The following is a 23,496-nucleotide window of genomic DNA, read 5'->3' as shown; positions in this document are numbered from 1 at the left end:
TCGGCGCGAAGGCGCGGTCGCAACGACAACAACAATCGGGAGGACCCATCCATGAGAAAGCTCATGACCGCGCTGTGTGCGCTGACACTCTTCGTGCCCGTTGCGCAGGCGCAGACCCTCAAGGATTTCCTGGCGCAAGTCATGGTGAAATGGACCGCGCCGTTCGAGCCGTTCCATCTGATCGATAACATCTACTATGTCGGCACCGACGGCATCGCGGTCTACGTCATCAAGACGTCGCAAGGCCTGATCCTGATGGACACGGCGATGTCTCAGTCGACCGGCATGATCAAAGACAACATTGCCAAACTCGGCTTCAAGGTTGCCGACATCAAATACATCCTCAACACGCACGCCCATCTCGACCACACCGGCGGCTTCGCCGAGATCAAGAAGGAGACGGGCGCGCGGCTCGTGGCCGGCGAGCGCGACAAGCCGCTGCTCGAAGGCGGCTATTATCCGGGCGACGAGAAGAATCAGGATCTCACCTTTACCCCCGTGAAGGTCGACCGCGCCGTGAAGGAGGGCGACAAGGTCACGCTCGGCGACGCCACGCTGACGGCGCATGCGACGCCCGGCCACTCGCCGGGCTGCACGAGCTGGGAGATGACGGTGAAGGACGGCGGCCAAGACCGCGAGGTGCTGTTCTTCTGCAGCGGCACCGTGGCGCTGAACCGGCTGGTCGGCCAGCCCACCTATCCCGGTATCGTCGACGACTACCGCGCAACCTTCGCGAAGGCCAAGGCGATGAAGATCGACGTGCTGCTCGGGCCGCATCCAGAGGTCTATGGCATGCAGGAAAAGCGTGGGCGGCAGATCAAGAACGAGACGCCGAATCCGTTCGTCAAGCCAGGCGAGCTTGCGACCTACGCTACGGGCCTGTCGGAGGAATTCGACAAGCAGCTCGCCAAGCAGACCACCGCGCTTCAGGGCGCGAAATAAGATCCCCCGGGGAGAATGGCTGCGGTGTCGTCAGTGACGCCCCGCGCGGGGTCAAGGTCGTCGCTGACGTAGCGCTACTTGGAAAGGCTCGGCAGATCCAGCCCCTTGTCACGGGCGCAGTCGATCGCGATGTCGTAGCCCGCATCCGCATGGCGCATGACGCCGGAGGCCGGATCGTTCCACAGCACGCGCTCGATCCGCCTGGCGGCCTCCGGTGTGCCATCGGCGACAATCACCATGCCTGCGTGCTGCGAATAGCCGATGCCGACGCCGCCGCCGTGATGCAGCGAGACCCAGGTCGCGCCGCTGGCGCAATTCAAGAGCGCGTTGAGCAGCGGCCAGTCGGACACCGCATCCGATCCGTCCTTCATCGCTTCGGTCTCGCGGTTGGGGCTTGCCACCGAGCCGCTGTCGAGATGATCGCGGCCGATCACGATCGGCGCCTTCAACTCGCCGCGCGCCACCATCTCGTTGAAGGCGAGGCCCAGGCGATGACGATCGCCAAGGCCAACCCAGCAGATCCGCGCCGGCAGGCCCTGGAACTTGATGCGCTCTCGGGCCATATCGAGCCAATTGTGCAGATGCTTGTCGTCGGGCATCAGCTCCTTGACCTTGGCATCGGTCTTGAAGATGTCCTCGGGATCGCCCGAGAGCGCGGCCCAACGGAACGGCCCGACGCCACGGCAGAACAGCGGACGGATATAGGCAGGCACGAAGCCCGGGAAATCGAACGCGTTCTTCAGGCCCATGTCCTGCGCCATCTGGCGGATGTTGTTGCCGTAGTCGAGCGTCGGGATTCCTTGCGCGTGGAAATCCAGCATCGCCTGGACGTGCTCGACCATCGATGTCTTCGACGCACGCTCCACCGCCTTCGGATCAGACGCTCGCTTGGCTTCCCAATCAGCGAGCGTCCAGCCCTTCGGCAAATAGCCGTTGATCGGGTCATGCGCGCTGGTCTGGTCGGTGACGATGTCAGGCTTGACACCGCGGCGCACCAGCTCCGGGAAAATCTCCGCGGCATTGCCGAGCAGGCCGACCGAGACCGCCTTCTTCGTCTTCGCGGCGTCCGCCATGATCGCCAGCGCTTCGTCGAGCGTCGCGGCCTGGCGATCGAGATAGCCGGTGCGCAAGCGCATCTCGATGCGGCTCGGCTGGCATTCGACCGCGAGCATCGCCGCGCCGGCCATGGTCGCGGCCAGCGGCTGCGCGCCGCCCATGCCGCCGAGACCGGCGGTGAGAATCCATTTTCCCGCGAGGCTGCCGCCATAATGGCGACGGCCGAGCTCGACGAAGGTCTCGTAAGTGCCCTGCACGATGCCCTGGCTGCCGATATAGATCCACGAGCCCGCCGTCATCTGGCCGTACATCATCAGGCCCAGGCGATCGAGCTCGTTGAAATGGTCAAGCGTCGCCCAGTGCGGCACGATGTTGGAGTTGGCGATCAGCACGCGCGGCGCGTCGGCATGGGTACGAAACACGCCGACCGGCTTGCCGGACTGCACCAGCAGCGTCTGGTCGCTCTCGAGCTTGCGCAACGCGGCTGTGATCCGGTCAAAGCTCTCCCAGTCGCGCGCGGCGCGTCCGATGCCGCCATAGACGACAAGCTCGCTCGGGCGCTCCGCGACATCCGGATCGAGATTGTTCATCAGCATGCGCAGCGGTGCTTCGGTCAGCCAGCTCTTGGCGCTGATCTCGCTGCCGCGGGGGGCGCGGATGGTGCGGTCGTTGTCCAGTCGGCGGTTCATGCGAAGACCTCTTTTAGTCAAGTCTCGGAAATGGATCGGATGAGAGTGCCGCGATCGCCGCGGCCGGCAGCGCGTCGGCTTCGACCAAGGCGGCGGCTATGGCGAGATCGCCGGCCATGTAACGATCGGCGCCGAGCGCAGGCACCTGTTCGCGAAGCTTGGCAATGACAGCGACGAGCGGCGCGCTGGTCGCATGCGGCGCGCGCAGCGTGATGCCTTGCGCGGCAACCAGAAGCTCGATGCCGAGGATCGCAGCGAGATTATCGGCCATGTCTGACAGGCGCCGCGCGGCATGGGCGGCCATCGAAACGTGGTCCTCCTGGTTGGCACTGGTCGGCGTCGAGTCGATCGAGCAGGCCGCCGCCCGCTGCTTGTTCTCGGCGTAGAGCGCCGCCGCCGTCACCTCGGCGATCATGAAGCCGGAATTGATGCCGGGATCAGGGGTCAGAAACGGCGGCAGGCCGAAATTGAGCGCGGGATCGACCAGCGTCGCGATGCGCCGTTCGCTGATCGCACCGATCTCCGACATCGCCAGTGCGATCGTATCGGCGGCAAAGGCCACCGGCTCGGCGTGGAAATTGCCGCCGGAGACGATCTCTCCGGTCTCGACCAGCACAAGAGGATTATCGGTGACGGCATTGGCTTCGACGATCAGCGTGCGCGCGGCCTGCGTGATCAGGTCGAGTGCAGCGCCCGCGACCTGCGGCTGGCAGCGCAGGCAATAGGGATCCTGCACGCGCTCGTCGCCTTCGAGATGCGACAGGCGGATGTCGCTGCCGTCGAGCAGCGCAGTCAGCGTCGCGGCTGCGGCGATCTGGCCGGGATGACCGCGCAGCGCCTGGATCTCGGAACGGAACGGCGCAGTCGAGGCCATCGCGGCGTCGACCGACAGCGCACCGGTCACCAGCGCAGCGCGCAGCAGGCGAAATGCGCGCAGCACAGCGGCAATCGCGTAGGCGGTCGAGAACTGCGTGCCGTTGATCAGCGCCAGCCCCTCCTTGGGGCCCAGTGTCAGCGGCGCAAGGCCGACGGCGGCGAGTGCCTCGCTGCCGGCTACGATCTTGCCATCGACGACCGCCTGCCCCTCGCCGGTCATCACCGCCGTCATGTGCGCGAGCGGCGCGAGATCGCCGGAGGCGCCAACCGAGCCCTGCTGTGGCACCAGCGGATACACACCTCGCGCCAGCATCGCCTGAAGCTGCTCAATCACCGCGCGGCGGACACCAGAGGCGCCGCGTCCGAGCGAGACGATTTTCAGCGCCATCATCAGGCGCACGATCGGTTCGGGCGTGGCCGGCCCGACGCCGCAGCAATGCGAGACGATGAGATTGCGCTGGAGCAGCGCAGTCTGGTCCGGCGGAATCCGCTTCGACGCCAGCTTTCCGAAGCCGGTATTGATGCCATAGACGGGAGCTGCAGCCTGCGCGGCCTTCGCGACGATCGCCGCGGCCGCATCGACGCGCGGCCAGAATGCGGCATCGAGCACCACGGGTGCACCTCCAAGCACGCGCGTGAGGTCGTCGAGGCGGACCGCTCCCGGCTTGACGACGATAGCGGTGCCCTGCTCCGTCATTGACCCCTCCACACCCGGCGATGCAGCGGATTGAAGCCGATCCGGTAGACGAGCTCGGCGGGGCGTTCGATGTCCCAGATCGCGAGGTCGCACCATTTGCCGGTTTCCAGCGTGCCGGTTTCATTGAGCACGCCGAGGGCGCGCGCGCCTTCGCGGGTGATGCCGGCCAGGCATTCGGCGACATTCATCCGGAACAGCGTCGCGCCCATGTTCATCGCGAGCAGCAGCGAGGTCAGCGGCGAACTGCCGGGATTGCAGTCGGTTGCGAGCGCCATGGGGACGCCGTGCTTGCGAAACGCCTCGACCGGCGGCTTCTGCGTCTCGCGGATGAAGTAGAATGCGCCCGGCAGCAGGACAGCGACCGTTCCGGCCTTGGCCATCGCGGCCGCGCCGGCTTCGTCGGTATGCTCGAGATGATCGGCAGACAGCGCGGAGAACTTTGCAGCGAGCGCCGCGCCGCCGAGGTTCGAGAGCTGATCGGCATGGAGCTTGACGGGCAACCCGAGCGCCCTTGCCACTTCGAACACCCGCGTGGTTTGCTCTGCCGAGAACGCGATGCCTTCCATGAAGGCATCAACGGCATCAGCCAGGCCTGCCTTTGCGACAGCCGGCAGCATCTCCTCGCAGACGAGATCGATATAGCGGTCCTTGTTGCCATCGGCCTCCACCGGCAGCGCGTGCGCGCCCAGAAACGACGTGCGAATCGCGACTGGACGCTGACGGCCGAGGCTGCGCGCGGCGGCGAGCTGGCGCATCTCGGTCTCGGTGTCTAACCCGTAGCCGGACTTGATCTCGACCGTGGTCGCGCCCTCGCCGATCAGCGCGTCGAGCCGCGGCAATGCACTCGCGACCAGTTCGGCCTCGCTCGCCTTGCGCGTCGCGGCCACCGTCGAGACGATGCCGCCGCCGGCGCGCGCGATCTCCTCATAGCTCGCGCCCTTCAGGCGCAGCTCGAATTCGTGCGCACGGTTGCCGCCATAGATGAGATGGGTGTGGCAGTCGACGAGGCCCGGCGTGATCCAGCGCCCCTCGCAATCGATCCGCTTGATCGCGTCGGCATCCGCCGGAAAATCCGCCGCATCGCCCGCATAGACGATGTGGCCGCCGCGTATGGCGATCACGCCATGCTCGATCTCGCCGAGATCGCGACGGTCGGCCCGCATCGTGGCGAGCCGGGCATTATGCCAGATCCGGTCGAAGCGTTCTGCCATGCCACTGTCCCTTCGCGAAGTCCCTGCGCCCTGGGATGCTTGACTTATATGTCTAGACATATAATCGTAAGGCGGTTCTGTCCAGCCGGCGTGTCATCATGTCCCGACTGCATTTCGCCTCCGCGCTCCTGCCCTCGGGCTGGGCCAATGACGTGCAGGTGGTCATCACCGCCGGCGCGATCGCGGCGGTGACGCCGGGCGTGGCGCCGGCTGCCGGCGACGAGCGCCACGCCATCGCGCTTCCCGGACTTGCGAGCCTGCACAGCCACGCCTTCCAGCGCGGCATGGCGGGACTTGCCGAACTGCGCGGCGATAGCACCGACACGTTCTGGACCTGGCGCGAGACGATGTATCGTTTTGCGCTGGCGATGACGCCGGACGATGTCGCCGCCGTGGCGACGCTGCTTTACGTCGAGATGCTGGAGCAGGGCTTTACCCGCGTCGGCGAGTTTCATTATCTGCATCATGATCGCGACGGCTCGCACTATGCCGATCCCGCCGAAATGGCCACGCGCATTGCAGAGGCTTCCGAGGCATCAGGCATCGCGCTAACGCTGCTGCCGAGTTTTTATGCGCACGGCTCCTTCGGCGGCGCCGCGCCGCATGACGGCCAGCGCCGCTTCATCTGCTCTGTCGATCAGTTCGCTAAGCTGATGGCTGCCTCGCGCAAGGCGATCGCAAATTTGGCGGACGCCAATATCGGCATCGCGCCGCACAGTCTGCGCGCCGTGGCACCGGACGAGCTCACGGCGATCATTCCGCTCGCCGATGACGGGCCGGTACACATTCATGCCGCCGAGCAGGTGAAGGAAGTCGAGGATTGCCTGGCCTGGTCGGGACGACGCCCGGTGCAATGGCTTCTGGAGCATGTGCCGGTTGATCAGCGCTGGTGCCTCATTCATGCAACCCACACCACGAATGAGGAAGTCAACGCATTCGCGAAGACCGGTGCTGTGGCCGGCCTCTGCCCCATCACCGAAGCCAGCCTCGGCGACGGCATCTTTCCGGCGCGGGAATTTCTCGACGCTGGCGGCCTGTTCGGTGTCGGCACCGATTCGAACGTGCTGGTCGGCGTCGCCGACGAGCTGCGCCAGCTCGAATATGGCCAGCGGCTGAAACATCGCGCACGCAATGTGCTGTCCGGCGGCGCCGGCCGTTCGACGGGGCGCACGCTGTTCGACGATGCTCTTGCGGGCGGAGCCCGGGCGCTGGCGCAACCGATTGCGGGCCTCACGCCGGGCGCGCGTGCCGACATCGTCACGCTCGACGCCGCGCATCCGTCTCTGGCGGGACGCGCGCGCGATGCCGTCATCGACGGCTGGATCTTTGCGGCGGGCAATGGCGCGATCGATTGCGTCTGGGCCGGCGGCAACAAAGTTGTTGAGGGCGGGCAGCATCAATTGCGCCAGGCCGCGCGCGAGCGTTTCAACGCATCGGTGCGGAGGCTCGTTGCATGAGCTTCGCGACCGATGCCGCCGACAAGCCGACGCTCTACAAGCGCATCCGCGCCGATATCGAGAAGCGCATCCTGACCGGCGAATGGCCGCCGGGCCACCGCATTCCATTCGAGCACGAGCTGGTCGCGCGCTACGGCTGCTCGCGCATGACGGTGAACAAGGCGCTGTCGGAGCTCGCGCAGGCCGATCTGATCGAGCGCCGGCGCCGCGCCGGCTCGTTCGTCCGCCGGCCGCAGCACCAGTCGGCCGTGCTCAAGATCGCCGACATCCGGGCCGAGATCACCGCACTCGGGCGCGGTTACGGCTACGAGCTGATCGGCCGCAAGCTGCGCGCTGCGACCGCCGCCGATCGCGAGCGTCTTGGTGTCAAGAAAGCCGGCAAGGTGGTTGCGATCAGCTGCCGTCACAGCGCTGATAATGTGCCTTTCGCCGTTGAGGACAGGCTGATCGATCTCGCGTCCGTGCCCAATGCCGCGTCCGCGGATTTTTCGCGCGAACCGCCCGGCTCGTGGCTGCTTCATCATGTCCCCTGGACAGAGGCAGAGCATACGATCAGCGCCATTGTCGCGGATGATCGCACGGCGGAAGCACTCGACATCGCCGTCGGTGCGCCCTGCCTCGTGATCGACCGCTTTACCTGGCGCAGCGCGCGCACGATCACCGCGGTGCGCCTGCTCTATCCCGGTGACTCTCACCGCCTTGTCGCCCGATTCAAGGGAGGCTGAGAGAACGATGTCGGCACAAATCGTGCAACGCTTCGGGCAACGGTCCTTGGGGGCCGACAGAGATCAACAAGACGTCAAACCATCGATCGGCAAGAGGACGACAATCATGCGTAGTTCGACAGTTTTTGCGACAATCATTGCACTCGCGGCCGCCACTCCCGTGCTCGCCGACGACGTCAAGGTCGGCGTCGGCATCTCCGGTTGGACCGGCTTCGCGCCGCTGACGCTGGCGAAGGAAGCCGGCATATTCAAGAAGAACGGCCTCGACGTCACCATCAAGAAGATCCCGCAGAAGGACCGCCACCTCGCCATCGCCTCCGGCGACGTCCAGTGCGCCGCGACCACGGTCGAGACCTGGATCTCCTGGAACGCCAACGGTGTCGCCACCAAGCAGATCTTCCAGCTCGACAAGAGCTTTGGCGCCGACGGCATGGCCGTGCGCAACGACGTCACGTCGATCAAGGAGCTGAAGGGCAAGACGGTCGCAGCGTCCGCGCCCGGTACGTCGCCCTATTTCGCGCTGGCCTGGATGCTGAAGAAGAATGGCCTCACGGTGAAGGACGTCACCGTCGTGAACCTCGAGCCCGCCGCGGCCGCACAGGCCTTCGTCTCCGGCCAGAACGACGCCGCGATGACCTATGAGCCGTATCTGTCGACGGTCCGCGCCGCTCCAGACAAGGGCAAGATCATCGCGACGACTCTCGATTATCCGATCGTGATGGACACGTTCGGCTGCACGCCGAAATTCCTCAGCGAAAACCCGAAGGCGGCGCAGGCGCTGGCCAACAGCTACTTCGAAGCGCTCGACATGATCGCCAAGGATCAGGCCAAGGCCTATCAGATCATGGGCGCCGACGTGAAGCAGACCGGCGAGGCGTTCGGCAACTCGGCGAAGTACCTGCGCTGGCAGGACAAGGCCGCGAACCAGGAGTTTTTCGCCGGCGACTTCCTCGCCTTCAACAAGGATGCGGCCGACCTGCTGCTGGAGATCGGTATCATCAAGGCCGCGCCGAAGGTCGAAGACCTCTACGACGCGAGCTTCATCAAGTAAGCCTAGATAAGCTGCTGGTCCTGCCGCGCGGTGGGGCCAGCCCAAGACGACCATTCGGATAGACCATTGATGCGTCCCCTGGATTCCGTGACATCGAAGCAGCGCGTGGCCTATGGCCTCGCGTTCTTCGTGCTGTTCGTCGCCCTCTGGTCGTGGGCGACCTTCGGCGGCCATGTGTCGAAAACCTTCCTCGCCAATCCGTTGACCATGGTGCAGGAGGGCTATGACCTCTTGGCCAAGCAGGGCTTCCTGTTTGACATCGGCATGACGATCTGGCGCGTGGTCGGCGGTTTTGCGCTGGCCGCAATCATCGCGGTGCCGCTTGGTGTGCTGATGGGCGCCTACAAGCCGGTCGAGGCCTTCCTCGAGCCGTTCGTCTCCTTTGCGCGCTACTTGCCCGCCTCGGCTTTCATTCCGCTCCTGATCCTGTGGGCCGGCATCGGCGAGTTGCAGAAGCTGCTGGTCATCTTCATCGGCTCGGTGTTCCAGGTCATCCTGATGGTCGCCGTAACCGTCGGCGCGACGCGGCGCGATCTGGTGGAAGCCGCCTATACGTTAGGGGCCAGCGACCGCGGCATCATCCGTCGCGTGCTGCTGCCCTCCTCCGCGCCGGAGATCGCGGAGATCCTGCGGCTGGTGCTGGGTTGGGCCTGGACCTATGTCATCGTCGCCGAGCTGATCGGCTCGTCCTCCGGCATCGGCCACATGATCACCGACAGCCAGGCGCTGCTCAATACCGGTCAGATCATCTTCGGCATCATCGTGATCGGGCTGATCGGCCTGCTCTCGGACTTCATGTTCAAGGCGTTCAACGCCTGGCTGTTTCCGTGGAGGCTCGCATGACCACGCTCAGAATCGAGCAGGTTTCGCGAACCTTCCCCGCGCGCCACGGCAACGCTCCTACAAGAGCACTGGAGCCCACCGACCTCATCATCGGCAACAACGACTTCGTCACCATCCTTGGGCCCTCCGGCTGCGGCAAGTCGACGTTGCTGCGAATCGTCGCCGGCCTCGACCGTCCGACCAGCGGACGCGTCACGCTCGACGGGCGTGAGGTGACCGGCCCTGGCGCCGATCGCGGCATGGTGTTCCAGTCCTACACGCTGTTTCCTTGGCTCACCGTGCGCGAGAACATCGCCTTCGGCCTGCGCGAGCGCGGCGTGCCCGAGACAGAACGCAACAAGATCGCCGACGCCTTCATCCGCCAAGTCGGACTGTCCGGCTTCGAGAACCATTGGCCGAAGCAGCTCTCGGGCGGCATGCAGCAGCGCACGGCAATCGCACGCGCGCTCGCCAATGATCCAAAGATCCTGCTGCTCGACGAGCCCTTCGGCGCGCTCGATAACCAGATCCGCGCCTTGATGCAGGAGATGCTGCTGGGCATCTGGGAGCGCGACCAGAAGACGGTGCTGTTCGTGACCCACGACATCGAAGAGGCAATCTTCCTCGGCAGCCGCGTCATCGTGATGAGCGCGCGTCCCGGCCGGATCAAGGCCGAGATCAATGTGGACCTGCCGCATCCGCGCTCCTACAAGATCAAGACCACGGCGGAATTCGTCCAGCTGAAAGAGCGGCTGGTCGAGGAGATCCGCACCGAGGCGCTGAAGGTTGCCGAACATGCCTGATACCAAGCCGCGCGCCAATGGCGCGCGTGTTCTCGCCGATCTCAATGCGCTGCGTGCCCTAGGCGCCTACAAGACCGGCGTGCACAAGCCGACCTTCTCCGAGCCGCACCGGCAATCGCTGGACTGGTTGGTGCGGAAACTCCCAGAGGCCGGCCTTGCGGGTGCGATCGACGGCATCGGCAACATTCTCGGCACGAGCGCCAAGCCCGGGCCAAAACTGCTCGCGGGCTCCCATTTGGAAAGCCAGAACTACGCCGGCTGGCTCGATGGTCCGCTCGGCGTCGTCTATGCGCTCGAGGCCGCGCGCGTTCTCAATGCCGACCCTTCCGTGAAAGGCGCCGTCGAAGTCGCCGCGTGGTGTGACGAGGAAGGTCATTTCGGCAGCTTCCTCGGCTCGCGCTCCTATGTCGGACAGGTGACCGAGGCGGAGATCGACGCCGCGCGCGACCGCACCAATGGCAGCGCCATGCGCGACGCGCTGGCCGACATGGGGCTCGCCGGGCGTCCGCGTATTGCCGCCGAGTCCGGACGGCACGTCGGCTATCTCGAGGCGCATATCGAGCAGGGCGACACGCTCGAGAGCGGCAAGCTCGCGATCGGCGTCGTGACCTCCATCGTCGGCATCTGGCAGTACCGCATCAATTTCGCGGGTGAGCAGAACCACGCCGGCACCACGCGGATGGCCGTGCGCAAGGATGCCGGCCTGGCGCTTGCCAAGTTCTGCGTGGCAATCGACGCGCGCTTCCCCACTGTGTGCGGGCCGCGCACGGTCTGGACCACCGGCCGCATCACACTCGATCCGGGCGCACCGAGCATCATTCCCGGCGGCGCCGAGATGCTGTTTCAGATCCGCGACGACGATCCTTCCGTGATCGCGCGGCTGGAGGAGCTGCTGCGAACGATGACGGACGAGGCCAACGTCGAAGGCCCCTGCACCGTGACCGTGGAGCGGATCCGCGTGGGCGCGCCCGCGATGATGGATTCCCGCTTCCAGGATGCGATCGAAGCCGCGAGCAAGGCGCTGGCCGGCGGACGATCGCTGCGCATGCCGAGCGGCGCCGGCCATGATGCGCAGATGCTCGCGACCATCATGCCCGCAGGCATGCTGTTCGTGCCCTCGATCGGCGGCATCAGCCACCACTGGACCGAGAACACTGCCGATGCCGACATCGTCACCGGCGCGCAGGTGTTCGTCGACGCCTGCCTGCGGATTTTGGCAGACTAGAACGACGCCGCCGACATCACGGCAGATTGTCCCGCAGAAAAATGTCGATGCGGATGCGCTCCTGGTCGGGGCTGATCGGCTCGCCCGAACAATGCGCGAGCAGGACGCGCGCCGCAGACCGCGCCTCGTGGCCGGGATCCTGGTTAATGATGGCATCGAGCGTGCCGCGGACCAGGAAACGCCGCGTGTACTGCGTCAGCTCATGGGTGATCCAGACCACTTCGCGCGCGCGGCCGGCGGCCTCGAGCGCATCGGCGATGCCGCGGTTTCCGGCGCCGCAGCAATATATGCCGCGGAGATCGGCATGGCGCGCGAGCAGCGCGGCGGTGAGCTCCCGGGTGCGCGCGCTGTCGTCGCGGCCTTCGATGACCGGTAGCGCGCGCAGGTTCGGATACTCGCTGGACAGGATCTGGTGGAAGCCGAACTGCCGCTCGGTATGATCGCGCAGCGACAACGATCCCGCGATCACGGCGACCGTTCCCTCGCGCCCGGCAAGGAAACGCCCCATCAGCGTCGATGCAGTCCGCCCCGCGGCCGGGTTGTCGATACCGACATAATGCAGGCGGCGCGAGCTCGGCGCGTCCGATACAAGGGTCACCACGGCGACCCCGCGCGCGGTGAGCTCGTCGATCGCGGCCCGCACCCTGGGATGGTCGAGTGCGATGATGGCGACACCCTGATAGGCCGGCGACAGGTTTTCCAGCGCACCGGCCAGTACATCCGGATCGAACACGTCGACATGAAGGATATCGATGAAGCCGCGCTGGCCGGCGAGCCAGTCCGCGGTGCGCTGGACCTGTTCGGTCAGGTTGGTCATGAAGCTGTTGCTGCCGGACGGCAACACGAAGGCGAAGCGAAAACTCTGCCCGCGTGCGAGCCGTGCGGCCGCCACGTCAGCGCGGTAGCCGAGCTTGGCGACCGCAGCCTCGACACGCGCGATAGTCTTGGCACGCACGCCCTCGCGCCGGTTGACGACGCGATCGACAGTGGCGAGCGAAACGCCCGCCGCACGCGCCACGTCCTCCAGCGTGGCACGAACCGCCGGCTGCGTCGCGCCTGCTGTCATTCGCGCGCCGCCCACAGCATGCCGCGGGTCATCAACGTGCGGATCTCCGGTACGTCGAGCTCGTAGGCGCGATGGCCGAGCGAGGAATAGAACACCCTGCCCGCGCCGTATCGCTTCTTCCAGACCACCGGCATCACCACGCCGTCGATCCAGGATGCATGCTCGCCGGTAAAGGTCGTCGTCGCCAACACCTCGTTGGCGGGATCGACATGCATGTAATACTGCTCGGAACGGTGCTCGAAACTCTTCAGACCCTTCATGATGGGATCATCCGGCTTCGTCAAGTCGACCTTGTAGTCGATGATGTTGCCGGGATGCGCGACCCATTGCCCGCCGCACAAGAACTGGTAGTCGACGGACTCGCGAAACGCATCGCACATGCCGCCATGATGGCCGGCAAGCCCGACGCCGCCGCGCACCGCCGCGCAGAGATTGAGCGCGTCCGCCTTCTCGATTTTCGACATGGTGTAGATCGGGATGATCAACGAAAGATCATGGATCGCCGGATCGCCGAACGCCTCTGTCGTCGTTTCGATCCGGACCTCAAAGCCTTCCGCCTTCAGCCAGCCACGAATCATCGAGGCACAGAGATCGGGATCGTGTCCCGGCCAGCCGCCCCATACAATCAATGCCTTGCGCATGGTCATTCCCTCAGTCGATCTGTCCGGTTTCACGTCCGGCCGGCAGCATCGCCGGCCGCTCGACGCGGTTCTCGATCTTGACGCGCCGCCCTTCGTCGGCGGAGGTCCGGAACGCCTCCATCACCTCCAGCACATGGAAGGCAAGCGCGCCGCTGGCACGATGCGGCCGGTTGTTCAGGATCGCGGAGGCCATGTCGGCGACGCCGATGGAACGGAACTCGCCTTCAACGTGACCGTGTGTCAACGGCACCGTCTCCCATTCACCGCCGGTCTTCGCGACCTGCACCTCGCCGCCGAAGCGGTTCGGATCCGGCACCAGCATGCTGCCCCTGTCGCCATAGATCTCGATCGGCGCGTGCCGGTGCTTCGGCACATCGAAGCTCATCGCGATCGAGACGACCGCCCCGCTCTCGAATTCGAGCGTGCCCGCGACATGGGTCGAGACCTCGACCGGGATCAGGGTGCCGTTCATCGGCTGGCTGGTGACCAGACGCTCGGATTTCGGGCGCGCGGTCGAGCCCATCACGCTCGCCACCGGGCCAAGCAGCTGCACGAGATCGGTGATGTAATAAGGGCCCATGTCGAGCATCGGCCCGCCGCCGCGCAAGTAATAGAATCCCGGTGCCGGATGCCAGCGCTCGTGGCCGGGGCAGCCGAAGAAGGCGCTGCCGGCCACCGGCGTGCCGATCGCGCCGTCGTCGATCAGCTTGCGTGCCGTCTGGTGCCCACCGCCGAGGAACGTGTCGGGCGCGCAGCCGACGCGAAGGCCGTTCTGCGCGGCGAGATCCATCACCTTGCGGGCTTCTGCGACATTGATGCCGAGCGGCTTCTCGGAGTGAACGTGCTTGCCGGCGTTCAGCACCGCGAGGCTGACGTCGGTGTGAGCGAGCGGCACGGTGAGATTGATGACGATCTCGACGTCGTCGCGTTTGAGCAGCTGATCGACCCGCATCGCCGGCAGCCCGAAGGCGGCCCCCTGGCGCTCCGCGACATCGCTGCGCATGTCGGCGAGCGCCTTGATCTCCATGACTGGAAAGCGCCGGGCCGCTTTCAGATAGGCGGTGCTGATATTGCCGCAGCCGATGATTCCGACGCCGACTTTTCTCATTGTGGTCTCCGTGAATACCGTTCATCCCTTGACCGCGCCTGCAGTGAGGCCGGCGACGATGTGCTTCTGTGCCAGCAGGAACAGAATGATCGTCGGCAGGATGGTGAGCGTGATGAAGGCCAGGATCAGATGCCACTCGGACGAATACTCACCCTGGTAAATCATGATGCCGAGCGGCCATGGATAGAGCGCATCGGTGTTGAGCATCACCAGCGGCAAAAGATAGGCGTTCCAGCTGTTGACGAAGGTGATGGTGCCGACGGTCGCCAGGATCGGCCGCGACAACGGCAGCGTCACGTAGCGGAAGAATTTGACATAGCTGCAGCCATCGACCAGCGCAGCTTCAAGCAGTTCATGGGGAATATCCCTAAAGAAGCGCCGCAGCAGCAGCACGCTCATGGCGAGGCTGAAGGCCACCTGCGGCAGCGCAACGCCGAAATAAGTATCGAGCAGTCCGAGATCGCGCACCTTGATGAACAACGGCAGCACGGCGGTCGCCGCCGGAAACAGCAGGCCGAGCGTCAGGTAGCTCAGCAGCATTGATGAGCCGTAGAACTTGACATGGGCGAAGGTGAATGCGGCCATCGAGGCCGTGATCAGGGTCAATATCACCGTGAGCGTCGAGATGATCAGCGAGTTGCGCAGGAGCTGCCAGTAACGCCCGGAGAACAGGATGTCGGCATAGTTCTGCCATTCCCAGTGACGCGGCAGGCCGAACGGATTGACGCGCAGTTCGCCGAGCGATTTGAAGCCGCCGAGCAGGGTCGCGAGCAGCGGCACCAGCACGAAGACGGCAACGACGGCGAGGAACGCCGCCTTGAACAGCACAGCGGGATCGAACGGCGTGCGGGCGATCTCGGCGTTACTCATCGCGCATGAACCATCGCTTGTAGGTGAAGGCAAAGGTCACGCAGATCACGAACAGGATGACGCCGATGGCGCTGCCATAGCCGACCCGCATGCGCGAAATGCCATTGTTGTAGAGGAAGCTCACCATGGTGTTGGAGGAGTCCGCAGGCCCCCCGCGCGTCAGGGGCATGACGAGGTCAAACAGCTGCAGAGAGCCAATGATGGCGAAGAACACGGAGAGCCGGATCGTCGGATAGAGCAAGGGGATGACGACATGGCGCAGGGCTTGCGAGCGCGTTGCGCCGTCGATCCGCGCCGCCTCGATCAGGCTCTTGTCGAGGCTCTGGAGCGCCGCGATGAACAGCATCATGTGGAAGCCGAAATACTTCCAGACGATCACGATCAGCACCGCCAGCATCGCCGTGTCGGTCGAGGCCAGCAGATGTGGCGGCTCGGCGCCGAAGGTGCGCCAGATCGAGGCGACCAGGCCGTAGTCGCCGTCATAGACGAAGCTGAAGATCAACCCGGTCGCGATCTCGGCCAGGATGTAGGGCATGAAGAACAGCATGCGCAGCGCGACCGCCCCGCGAAATCGTTCGGCGAGCATCAGCGCCAGCGTGAGCGCGAGCGGCAGCTGGATCGCGAGCGAGACCGCGATGATCAGCCCGTTGTTGCGTAGCGCGAGCCAGAACGCGCGCGTTTCCAGCACGAAGCGGTAATTGTCGAAGCCGATCCAATTGGTCGGCCTGCCAAAGCCGTTCCAGTTGAAGCCGGAATACCAGGCCGCCTCGCCGATCGGAAGCACCACGAATAATGTGAACAGCAGCAGCGCCGGCGGCAGGAACAGGATCAGGACGGTGAAGCGGCCGTCCCAACTCGGGCCGCGGACCGCGGTCTGCGGCACCGCCTTGCCGGCAACGCCCATCGGCGACGCGATCACGATCCGTCGCGCCACCGTCAGTTGCCCTGCTTCCGCGCCGCTTCGATCGCTTTCGCTGCGTCCTGCGGGCTCATGCTGCCGCCGGCGATCTCCGCGCTGACGTCGTTGACGACGCGACCGACCGAAGGGCCAAGGCTCTGGTCATAGAAGTTCTGGTGGTAATTCGACTTCGTCAGATTGGCCGCGATCAGCTTCATGAAGGCGTTATTGAGGCCGGCGTCCGCACCCTGCACGACGGGGATGATATAGTTGCCGGCCGCAAGCCGCGTCTGCACGTCCTTCGAGATGAAGTACTTCAGGAAATCGACTGCCTCCTTCGGCGAGTCTTTCGTGATCAGCCAGCCGGTGATGCCGCCGAGCGTGTCCGTCGGCGCGCCCTTGCCGCCTGGTACCACCGGGAAATCGAACCAGCAGATCTTGTCCTCGCTCAACCCGACCTTGTCGGCGGCGAGCGCGCGCTGCAGATTATAGATGCTGGAGATCGCCAGCGTCATCGCCGCCTTGCCGTCGCCGAAATAGCCGACGGCCTGCGGGTTCTTGAAGCCGAGGAAGCCGTTCTGGAATGGCTGCAGGTCGACGAGCTGCTTGAACAGCTCGCCTGATCTTTGGAAGGTCTCGCCGGCAAAGCCGCCATTCTCGCCACGCAGCGCGGCTTCGAAGGCCGCCTTGCCGCCGACGCGCACCGCGAGATGCGTCCAGTAGAAATGCAGCGGCCATTTGTCGGCGCCGCCGACCACGATCGGCGTGACCCCGGCCGCCTTCAGTGTCTTCACCGCGGCGAGCAGATCGTCCCAGGTCTTGATGGCGGCCGGATCGACCTTCGCCTTCGCCATCAGTTCCTTGTTGCAGACGAAGCCGACCTGCGACAACGCGATGGGAAGGCCGTAGACATGGCCATTGCTGGTGAAGGCAGCGAGTGCCGCCGGCGTAATGCTGTCGCTGTAGCCCTTCACCTGGTCGGTGATGTCGTCGAGAACACCGGCCTCGATCTGCGCCTTCAGGACGCCGCCGGCCCAGCTGTAGATGATGTTTGGCCGGTCCTTGGATTGCAGGATGGTCGGCAGCTTGGCCTTGTAGGCCTCGTTCTCGAGGAACTGCATCTCGACCTTGACGCCCGGATGCGACGCCTCATAGCTGCGCGCGACCTCCTCCCAGATCTTGACTTGGGCTGGATTGACCTCGATGTGGAGCCATTTCACTGTGGTGTCGGCTGCGGCGACGTTGGCGCCAAGCAGGCATGCGACAGCGGCGAGTCCCAGCTTCGTAAGCAGTCTCATCACATCCTCCCAACCGGCTCTTGTTCTTTGGCTGCGATCCTGCCTTTGATTTTTGAGGTACGCAACACAAATTCTGACCTATGCACCTCACGAAAGGAATGGCTAAGGTCAGGAAAAGAATCGGGCCGGCAGTCGCGCCGCCCGCAACAAACTGAGAGGTGCCCATGGCTGCCATCTATCCCGACCTCGCCGGCAAGGTCGTTCTCGTCACCGGAGGCGCAGCGGGCATTGGCGCCGCGATCGTGCGGCGGTTCGCGGAGCAGAAATCCAAAGTCGTGTTCTTCGACATCAAGGTCGACGAAGGCCAACGCCTGGCGCGCGAGCTATCCGATCAGGGACTGGCTGCGCATTTCCAGCACGTCGACCTGACCGACATCCCCGCGCTGCGCACCGCCGTGGAGGAGGCACGCAAGGCGCACGGCGCGATCAATATCCTCATCAACAACGCCGCGCATGACGAGCGGCACAAGACCGAGGAGATGACGCCGGAATATTGGGACGACCGCATCGCGGTGAATCTGAAGCACCAGTTCTTTGCGTCGCAAGCCGTGCTGCCGGACATGAAGGCCGCGAATGCCGGGGCCATCATCAATTTCGGCTCGGTGTCGTGGATCGCCGGACAAGGCGGCATGGCCGCTTACACCGCCAGCAAATCGGGCGTGATCGGCCTGACGCGCTCGCTGGCGCGCGACTACGGTCCCTACAATGTCCGCGTGAATGCGATCGCGCCGGGCTGGATCATGACCGAGCGCCAGCTCGAGAAATGGATGACGCCGGCGGGCGAGCTCGAACTTCAGCAGCGACAGTGCCTGAAGCGCAGGCTGGTGCCGGACGAGGTCGCGAAATTCACCGTCTTCCTCGCCTCTGACGAGGCCTCCGCCTGCACTGCTCAGCACTACGTCGTCGATGGTGGCTGGGTGTGATGCTTTGAGTATGGACGCGTTGATGATGCGGCGTGTTGACTTGTCAGCGGATTCGGCCGCTATTCCGACAAACGTCTCGTCGTCCCTGCAACGTCAAAGGTGGCACAATGATCAAGCGCGTCCTGCCGTATGAGGGATTGCTCCACGAGGTGGTCGAGCATAACGGCGTGCTCTACATCGGCGGGATCGTCCCTGAGGACACGAGCCTTGATATGGCTGGCCAGGCAAATGATGTCCTTGGCCAGTTGTCGCGTTTGTTGGAAACCTTGGGGTCTGATCGGTCCCATGTCCTGCAAGTGACGATCTTCGTTACGAAGCTCAGCGAGAAAGCCGCATTCAATACGGCCTGGAAAGCATGCTTCGCAGAGGCCTCCCTACCGGCGCGCGCGGTCATCGGAGTGGCCGACCTCGGTCCCGGCGTCAAGCTCGAGATGACCGCAATTGCGGCTCGTCGACCTTCGAGCTGAAGGCGCGCAGCTGATCCGAGGCGAACGATCAGCGCACCGTTGAGTGAGTCGCGAGGGAGCGGCCACCTGAGGCGCATCGAAGAAACCGTCGACGAAAATGCCCGAATGCACTGGAGCGAATCTGCATTGGTCGCGAAATCGTTGGCGGCACTGCTGCCGGTTTCACGGTTGAAAGCTCCATCAAGGACTAACCAGCTTCCTGCGGATGGCGTAGCGGACCAGTTCGGCCGTCGATGACATTCTGAGCTTGCGCATCGCTGACGCGCGGTGGGTCTCGACCGTCTTTACGCTCAGCTTCAGGATGACGCCGATCGATTTGTTGGTGTGCCCCTCTGCAATAAGCTGGACGACACCCTGCTCTCGTGCGGTGAGCAGCATGTCGGACGTACTGTCCTTGCCGGCCTGGTATTCGTGGAGCAGCTTCTCCAACAGGACGCCGGTGAAGTAAGGTCTGCCGTCGAGCAATGCCTCGATCGCGAAGATCAGGTGTTTACTGGCGTCCGATTTGAACAGGAAGCCGCGAACGCCAGCCAGAATGGCCTCCGTCAGCAATTCCTCATTCTCGTGCATCGTCAGGATCAACACTTCGGTGCGCAGGCGCATCGACTTGAGGCGGCGGCTGACCTCAAGTCCGTTCATCAGCGGCATCGAATAGTCGGCGATCACGACGTCTGGACGCGTCTCGCTCGCCGCGGCCACAGCCTGCTCGCCGTTGGTCGCCTCTCCGCTGACGATCCAATCTGAGCGGGTCTCAACGATCGCCCGGAGCCCGGAACGTACGACTTCATGATCATCCGCAATCACGATGCGTTTCACGGCGTCGTTCCCGTATGCGGGCCTATCGGGCAATCAATGGAGATTTCCAGTAATCAACTTTGCCAATCTACCGATTATCCTTCAATGGGTTATCCTGCAAAACCCTGATATCCCCGGGCGGATGTACCAGAGATCAGCGCCTCTCCGCGACGACTCGCCAATCAGGGTCCTGCGGGAATTCCGCGCGCAGGCCTGATCGGACCGCTTCACGGCTCGTCGTCGATCAGAGTTCGTTTCATGGAGGGAACTCCGGGAACCGGCGGACAAAGATTGCCTGCCGTTGGGACCCCGATGTCCGTCGTCCCGTGCACACGCTGATATTCATGATTGCAGAGACCTGCGCCGATTTCGCCTCTTGATCACAAGGCCATGCGGAAACACCGCGCACAACGTCGTGCCGGCATGCAGCGTTTCAGGATCGGACCGGATCTCGAACGTGCCCCCAAGCTGCTTAAGCCTCGCTCTCATGGCGGGAATGCCGACACCGGGCGATATCGCACCGCTGCCACGCATTGCCCGACTGACCGGAAAGCCGCGTCCGTTGTCGTTAATCGTCAGATGGAAGCGCCCCTCGATCGCCTCGACGACGATTTTGGCCTCCGTCGCCTTCGCGTGGCGGAATATGTTCGTGAGCGCTTCCTGAATAACCCGCAGCACCGAACGCTGGCTCGCGTAAGGCAGCTGATCGACGACGGCGGGAATCCTGGTGCTCACCCGCAACGACGTACGTGCACCAAAACCCAGGGCATACTGCTCGATCGTCGCCTTCAGTCCCTGGTTCGACAGGTCCTGGGGATGGAGCAGATAGGTCAGGGAGCGAATTTCCCTGAGTGCCGCGTCGATCGACGCGTCGATATCATCGCAAAGCCGCGCGACGCCGCGCGGGTTATCGAGGCAGGTGCGAACACGCATCAGGCCAAGACTCGCGGCAACCAACTCCTGGCATGTCGAATCATGAAGTTCCGACGCAATCCGCTGGTGGATGTCCTCCTGGATCGACATCAGGCTAACGTCCCCGTGAAGGTAAGAATCCTCATCAGTTCCACTGTCGAGACCTTCCTTGTGCAGTAACCGATGGCCGCCAATCAATCGGGCCGCATTGGCGGTCATCGGATGGAGGATCGGAACGACGGTTGTCTCGACATCGCGCCGCAAGCCGCCGAGCATCAGGCTGTGCTGGATCTTGGCTTCGGTTCCTTCGGCAAGACAGGCTTGGAGGATTTCACAGAGAGCTTCGGCGTCTTCCCTGGCAAGACAGTCGAAGACGTCCAGCTCCCGGACCTCGTGCTGCAACATTCCAAGCAGAGCCTCGAAAGCCTGATTGATTGCTTCGTACACGAAGCGCCCGCCACGCGAGGGACGGACCGCAAAAAGAAGCTCTTCGGAGTGTGTCCAATAGGAGCGATCGCCAACTGCATCCGGGCTAATCAGGCGATCGTCGATAAAGGGACGCGTCGGCTCGCGAGCAGGAGAACTGTCTGGCTTCACGGTACGCACCAACTTTCCGGGTCATTCTCGATATCGATCTCAACGATCAATCTCGAAAACTCCCCTCTCCGATCGTCCGGCATCGATCACCGGACCACAGGAATCCCCTAGGGAAGAGATCGGATTATACGCTCGATTTTACCCCCTAGCCAGCAGGTTGTATTCTCCAAAAAGCAAAACCTCACATGACTGGCATGAATTCCGGCATTTGAATATGCAGTTCGTGCCACGCAAATGTGGCAGCGGCCCTCAAGACGCGACAATAACGATTAAAGGTCGCCGTGAATGCTGCTGCGCCCTGGCGATCAATCGTCGACCGCTCGAGGTTCGAAGGCGCGGCGGCTGCAAGCGCGCTGCGCTCCGGGATTTGAACCGACCGAGCGCCGTGCAATTGCGATACTTTACAACCGAAATGGCACACCTCACCGAAATTTCGATCCGCTGACGGAGCCGCCTTGCGATCGATGGAATCGAGCGCAAAGTTCGATGTACCTGAACGTGCCAACGGGAGGCTTGAATGCCGACGTTCCGAGCGCTTTGCGGCATCGCATCAATCGCAATATTCGCCAGTCCGGCTTTGGCGCAGACACCCGCCAGTCAGGAGCAGAAGCCTTCCATGGAAGAGTTGATGCGCCGTCTTGATGCGCTGCAAGCCCGCGCAACAGAAGGTGACAAGCTGATCAGCGCGCTGCGCCATCGCGTCGATGAACTCGAAACGCGCGATAAGCGTTCGAAGTCTCAGGCCACCACCGCACGTCGCGACGTCGTCGCACCCACCACCGGGCAAAAGCCGCCTGCGATTCCGATTGCATCAACTGCCGCGGTCCTGCCACAAGCCGCAGCGGCGGCCATTCCGGGCCTGCGTCCGCCCGAAGCAATGGGAAGTCAGTACGACGGAGAAGGCCAGGACGCGTTGCGTTCGGATCTCCCGGGTCTATCCTTGCGTATCCCTGGCTCGCAGTCCGAGGTGCGGTTCTACGGTTTCGCCAACGTCCACGGGTACCACGACTTCAATGGCCGCAATCAGTCCGATGCGCCGACTGTGCAAGCCATTCCACTTTCCGGAAGCCCCGCCGACATCCAGGGAGGTGATACCGGATTGTCCGCCCGGTTTAGCCGCATCGGCATGGATACGCGCACGGCGATCGCCTGGGGGACTCTGGAAACCCGCGTGGAAGGAGACTTCGGCGGGGGCACGGCGGCTTCCCCCAATGCGGTCTTTCGGCTCCGTCAGGCCTGGGGCGAGCTCGGCACCGAACAGTTTCGCGTACTGGTCGGCTGGGCGAACAGCCTGTGGAATGAAGGCGTCTATGAAACCGTGAACTTCTCGACCAATCTCAACCAGTCGTTTGTGCGCCAGCCGCAGGTTCGGGCGACCGCGACATTGGCTCCGGGATTGACCGGGCACGTTTCGATCGAGATGCCGGATACACAGTACACGTCCGCGGCAGGCGTATTCACACAGATCAGCACTCCGGCTGGCTTTGGGGGACTGAGTCCCTCATTTGCCTCTGCGCCCGATTTGCTCGGCCGGCTGGAATACCGGAACGATGGCTTGGGCCTCGATCTGCGTGGCCTGCTGCGCGATCTCACCATCCGTACGGCCGGCACGGCGGCGCCGCTGCCGGCGGTCGAGCGCAATACCGCCGGTTGGGGCGTCGCCGGCAGTGGTCGCTTCCCGATGCGATGGCTGTCACCGGCATTCGGACCGGACGAGCTGGTTGGCATGGCCTATTACGGCCAAGGCATCGGGCGCTATTTCGGCGCCAATACCTCCGGCCAGGATGCGCTGTCGAACATCGGCTTGCCCGGCGTTGTGGATCCCAGCCTCGACGCCCTGCCGACATATGGCGCAAGCGTGGGTTACCGCCGCTTCTGGACACCGCAATTGCGTAGCAATTTCGTCTATTCCTACGCATGGCAGCAATATCCATCCTATGCCCAATTCTTCGTGCCGGGGTCCGCCGCGGCCACGTCGCTGAACAGCACCATGCAGCAGGGGATCGTCAATTTGATCTGGAGCCCATTCGCGGAGCTTCGTGGCAACACCGTCGGGACGGGATGGCTCGATGTCGGCCTTGAATATGTCTACTCGCATCGGGACGTGTATGGCGGGACCACAGCAACAGCCCCGATCAGCACCGGCTCCGGTACGGCCAACCGCATCCTCGGCTCCGCTACCGTGCGGTTCTAAAGGCAGCCTTGTTGCTTCGAAGCCAGATATGGAAGGCCCGCTGACACAGACATTCGTTCGGATCGGTAATTGCCCTGGAACAATCTAGGCGCATTCGGTATTCAGCCGGATTTTGATGCGCCCTATTGATTGTTCGCAAGACAGCGCGTGAACAGACCCGAAGGGCGGGCAAT

22 protein-coding genes are annotated in these 23,496 nt (G+C 63.9%); 10 read left to right on the top strand and 12 right to left on the bottom strand.

Features of this window, described 5'->3' with window-relative positions:
• Nucleotides 1–51: 51 nt before the first annotated feature.
• Entirely contained in the window at nucleotides 52–942 is an 891-nt protein-coding gene (gene blaBJP / locus JJC00_RS12750; protein ID WP_200472884.1) for a BJP family subclass B3 metallo-beta-lactamase, read from the top strand.
• A 74-nt stretch (nucleotides 943–1,016) separates the two neighbouring features.
• Here the strand turns inward: blaBJP and hutU are convergent, their stop codons facing one another.
• From hutU to hutI, 3 genes are read right to left on the bottom strand one after another with little or no spacing between them, the layout of a single operon-like run.
• The gene (gene hutU, locus JJC00_RS12745) at nucleotides 1,017–2,687 is read right to left on the bottom strand and encodes a urocanate hydratase (protein WP_200472883.1); all 1,671 of its coding nucleotides are present in this window, start codon (nucleotides 2,685–2,687) and stop codon (nucleotides 1,017–1,019) included.
• Nucleotides 2,688–2,700: 13 nt separating this feature from the next.
• On the bottom strand, nucleotides 2,701–4,260 hold the full coding sequence (hutH, locus tag JJC00_RS12740; RefSeq protein ID WP_200472882.1) for a histidine ammonia-lyase: 1,560 nt from the start codon (nucleotides 4,258–4,260) through the stop codon (nucleotides 2,701–2,703).
• Complete coding sequence (gene hutI, locus JJC00_RS12735) at nucleotides 4,257–5,471, bottom strand: imidazolonepropionase (protein WP_200472881.1); 1,215 nt, start codon at nucleotides 5,469–5,471, stop codon at nucleotides 4,257–4,259. Before hutI ends, hutH begins: the two co-directional genes overlap by 4 nt.
• 98 nt (nucleotides 5,472–5,569) lie before the next feature.
• Here hutI and JJC00_RS12730 point away from each other — a divergent pair, with 98 nt between their 5' ends.
• The 6 genes from JJC00_RS12730 (at nucleotide 5,570) to JJC00_RS12705 (ending at nucleotide 11,554) form a co-directional block, all read left to right on the top strand.
• A complete protein-coding gene (locus JJC00_RS12730; protein ID WP_200472880.1) occupies nucleotides 5,570–6,928 on the top strand; it encodes a formimidoylglutamate deiminase in 1,359 nt (452 codons plus the stop codon).
• Entirely contained in the window at nucleotides 6,925–7,653 is a 729-nt protein-coding gene (gene hutC / locus JJC00_RS12725; protein ID WP_200472879.1) for a histidine utilization repressor, read from the top strand. The genes JJC00_RS12730 and hutC overlap by 4 nt, the downstream gene beginning before the upstream one ends.
• 106 nt (nucleotides 7,654–7,759) lie before the next feature.
• A complete protein-coding gene (locus JJC00_RS12720; RefSeq protein WP_200472878.1) occupies nucleotides 7,760–8,704 on the top strand; it encodes an ABC transporter substrate-binding protein in 945 nt (314 codons plus the stop codon).
• Between the two features lie 69 nt (nucleotides 8,705–8,773).
• Nucleotides 8,774–9,547, top strand: coding sequence for an ABC transporter permease (locus tag JJC00_RS12715; RefSeq protein WP_148771189.1), 774 nt, complete (start codon nucleotides 8,774–8,776; stop codon nucleotides 9,545–9,547).
• The gene (locus tag JJC00_RS12710; protein WP_200472877.1) at nucleotides 9,544–10,329 is read left to right on the top strand and encodes an ABC transporter ATP-binding protein; all 786 of its coding nucleotides are present in this window, start codon (nucleotides 9,544–9,546) and stop codon (nucleotides 10,327–10,329) included. Before JJC00_RS12715 ends, JJC00_RS12710 begins: the two co-directional genes overlap by 4 nt.
• Nucleotides 10,322–11,554 (top strand): Zn-dependent hydrolase, encoded by a 1,233-nt coding sequence (locus JJC00_RS12705; RefSeq protein WP_200472876.1) that lies wholly within the window; start codon nucleotides 10,322–10,324, stop codon nucleotides 11,552–11,554. Before JJC00_RS12710 ends, JJC00_RS12705 begins: the two co-directional genes overlap by 8 nt.
• A 16-nt stretch (nucleotides 11,555–11,570) precedes the next feature.
• Here the strand turns inward: JJC00_RS12705 and JJC00_RS12700 are convergent, their stop codons facing one another.
• Genes JJC00_RS12700 through JJC00_RS12675 form a run of 6 tightly spaced genes read right to left on the bottom strand, consistent with a single transcriptional unit; the run spans nucleotide 11,571 to nucleotide 17,435 of the window.
• On the bottom strand, nucleotides 11,571–12,620 hold the full coding sequence (locus JJC00_RS12700; protein ID WP_200472875.1) for a LacI family DNA-binding transcriptional regulator: 1,050 nt from the start codon (nucleotides 12,618–12,620) through the stop codon (nucleotides 11,571–11,573).
• On the bottom strand, nucleotides 12,617–13,261 hold the full coding sequence (locus JJC00_RS12695; protein ID WP_200472874.1) for a ThuA domain-containing protein: 645 nt from the start codon (nucleotides 13,259–13,261) through the stop codon (nucleotides 12,617–12,619). The genes JJC00_RS12700 and JJC00_RS12695 overlap by 4 nt, the downstream gene beginning before the upstream one ends.
• A 10-nt stretch (nucleotides 13,262–13,271) precedes the next feature.
• A complete protein-coding gene (locus tag JJC00_RS12690; protein WP_200472873.1) occupies nucleotides 13,272–14,369 on the bottom strand; it encodes a Gfo/Idh/MocA family protein in 1,098 nt (365 codons plus the stop codon).
• A 21-nt stretch (nucleotides 14,370–14,390) separates the two neighbouring features.
• Nucleotides 14,391–15,239, bottom strand: a complete 849-nt coding sequence (locus tag JJC00_RS12685) for a carbohydrate ABC transporter permease (protein WP_200472872.1) — start codon at nucleotides 15,237–15,239, stop codon at nucleotides 14,391–14,393.
• Nucleotides 15,232–16,143, bottom strand: a complete 912-nt coding sequence (locus JJC00_RS12680; protein WP_433996527.1) for a carbohydrate ABC transporter permease — start codon at nucleotides 16,141–16,143, stop codon at nucleotides 15,232–15,234. Before JJC00_RS12680 ends, JJC00_RS12685 begins: the two co-directional genes overlap by 8 nt.
• Before the next feature lie 32 nt (nucleotides 16,144–16,175).
• A complete protein-coding gene (locus JJC00_RS12675; protein WP_200472870.1) occupies nucleotides 16,176–17,435 on the bottom strand; it encodes an extracellular solute-binding protein in 1,260 nt (419 codons plus the stop codon).
• Between the two features lie 164 nt (nucleotides 17,436–17,599).
• Between JJC00_RS12675 and JJC00_RS12670 the strand changes: the two genes are divergently transcribed.
• A complete protein-coding gene (locus JJC00_RS12670) occupies nucleotides 17,600–18,358 on the top strand; it encodes an SDR family NAD(P)-dependent oxidoreductase (RefSeq protein ID WP_200472869.1) in 759 nt (252 codons plus the stop codon).
• A gap of 107 nt (nucleotides 18,359–18,465) precedes the next feature.
• Complete coding sequence (locus JJC00_RS12665; RefSeq protein ID WP_200472868.1) at nucleotides 18,466–18,825, top strand: RidA family protein; 360 nt, start codon at nucleotides 18,466–18,468, stop codon at nucleotides 18,823–18,825.
• 180 nt (nucleotides 18,826–19,005) lie between these two features.
• Here JJC00_RS12665 and JJC00_RS12660 read toward each other — a convergent pair whose 3' ends face one another.
• From JJC00_RS12660 to JJC00_RS12650, 3 genes are all read right to left on the bottom strand, one after another.
• The gene (locus JJC00_RS12660) at nucleotides 19,006–19,641 is read right to left on the bottom strand and encodes a response regulator transcription factor (RefSeq protein ID WP_200472867.1); all 636 of its coding nucleotides are present in this window, start codon (nucleotides 19,639–19,641) and stop codon (nucleotides 19,006–19,008) included.
• Nucleotides 19,642–19,962: 321 nt separating this feature from the next.
• The gene (locus JJC00_RS12655; RefSeq protein ID WP_246774193.1) at nucleotides 19,963–21,138 is read right to left on the bottom strand and encodes an ATP-binding protein; all 1,176 of its coding nucleotides are present in this window, start codon (nucleotides 21,136–21,138) and stop codon (nucleotides 19,963–19,965) included.
• Between the two features lie 172 nt (nucleotides 21,139–21,310).
• Nucleotides 21,311–21,634: a hypothetical protein gene (locus JJC00_RS12650; protein ID WP_200472866.1), complete on the bottom strand. Its 324-nt coding sequence runs from the start codon at nucleotides 21,632–21,634 to the stop codon at nucleotides 21,311–21,313.
• Between the two features lie 12 nt (nucleotides 21,635–21,646).
• Here JJC00_RS12650 and JJC00_RS12645 point away from each other — a divergent pair, with 12 nt between their 5' ends.
• The gene (locus JJC00_RS12645; protein WP_200472865.1) at nucleotides 21,647–23,323 is read left to right on the top strand and encodes a DcaP family trimeric outer membrane transporter; all 1,677 of its coding nucleotides are present in this window, start codon (nucleotides 21,647–21,649) and stop codon (nucleotides 23,321–23,323) included.
• Nucleotides 23,324–23,496: the final 173 nt, after the last annotated feature.

It is taken from the genome of Bradyrhizobium diazoefficiens (genome assembly GCF_016616885.1).
GTDB classification, from domain to species: domain Bacteria; phylum Pseudomonadota; class Alphaproteobacteria; order Rhizobiales; family Xanthobacteraceae; genus Bradyrhizobium; species Bradyrhizobium diazoefficiens_F.
Note: the sequence above shows the minus strand (reverse complement) of the source record. Positions and strands in the feature narration are given on the sequence as shown.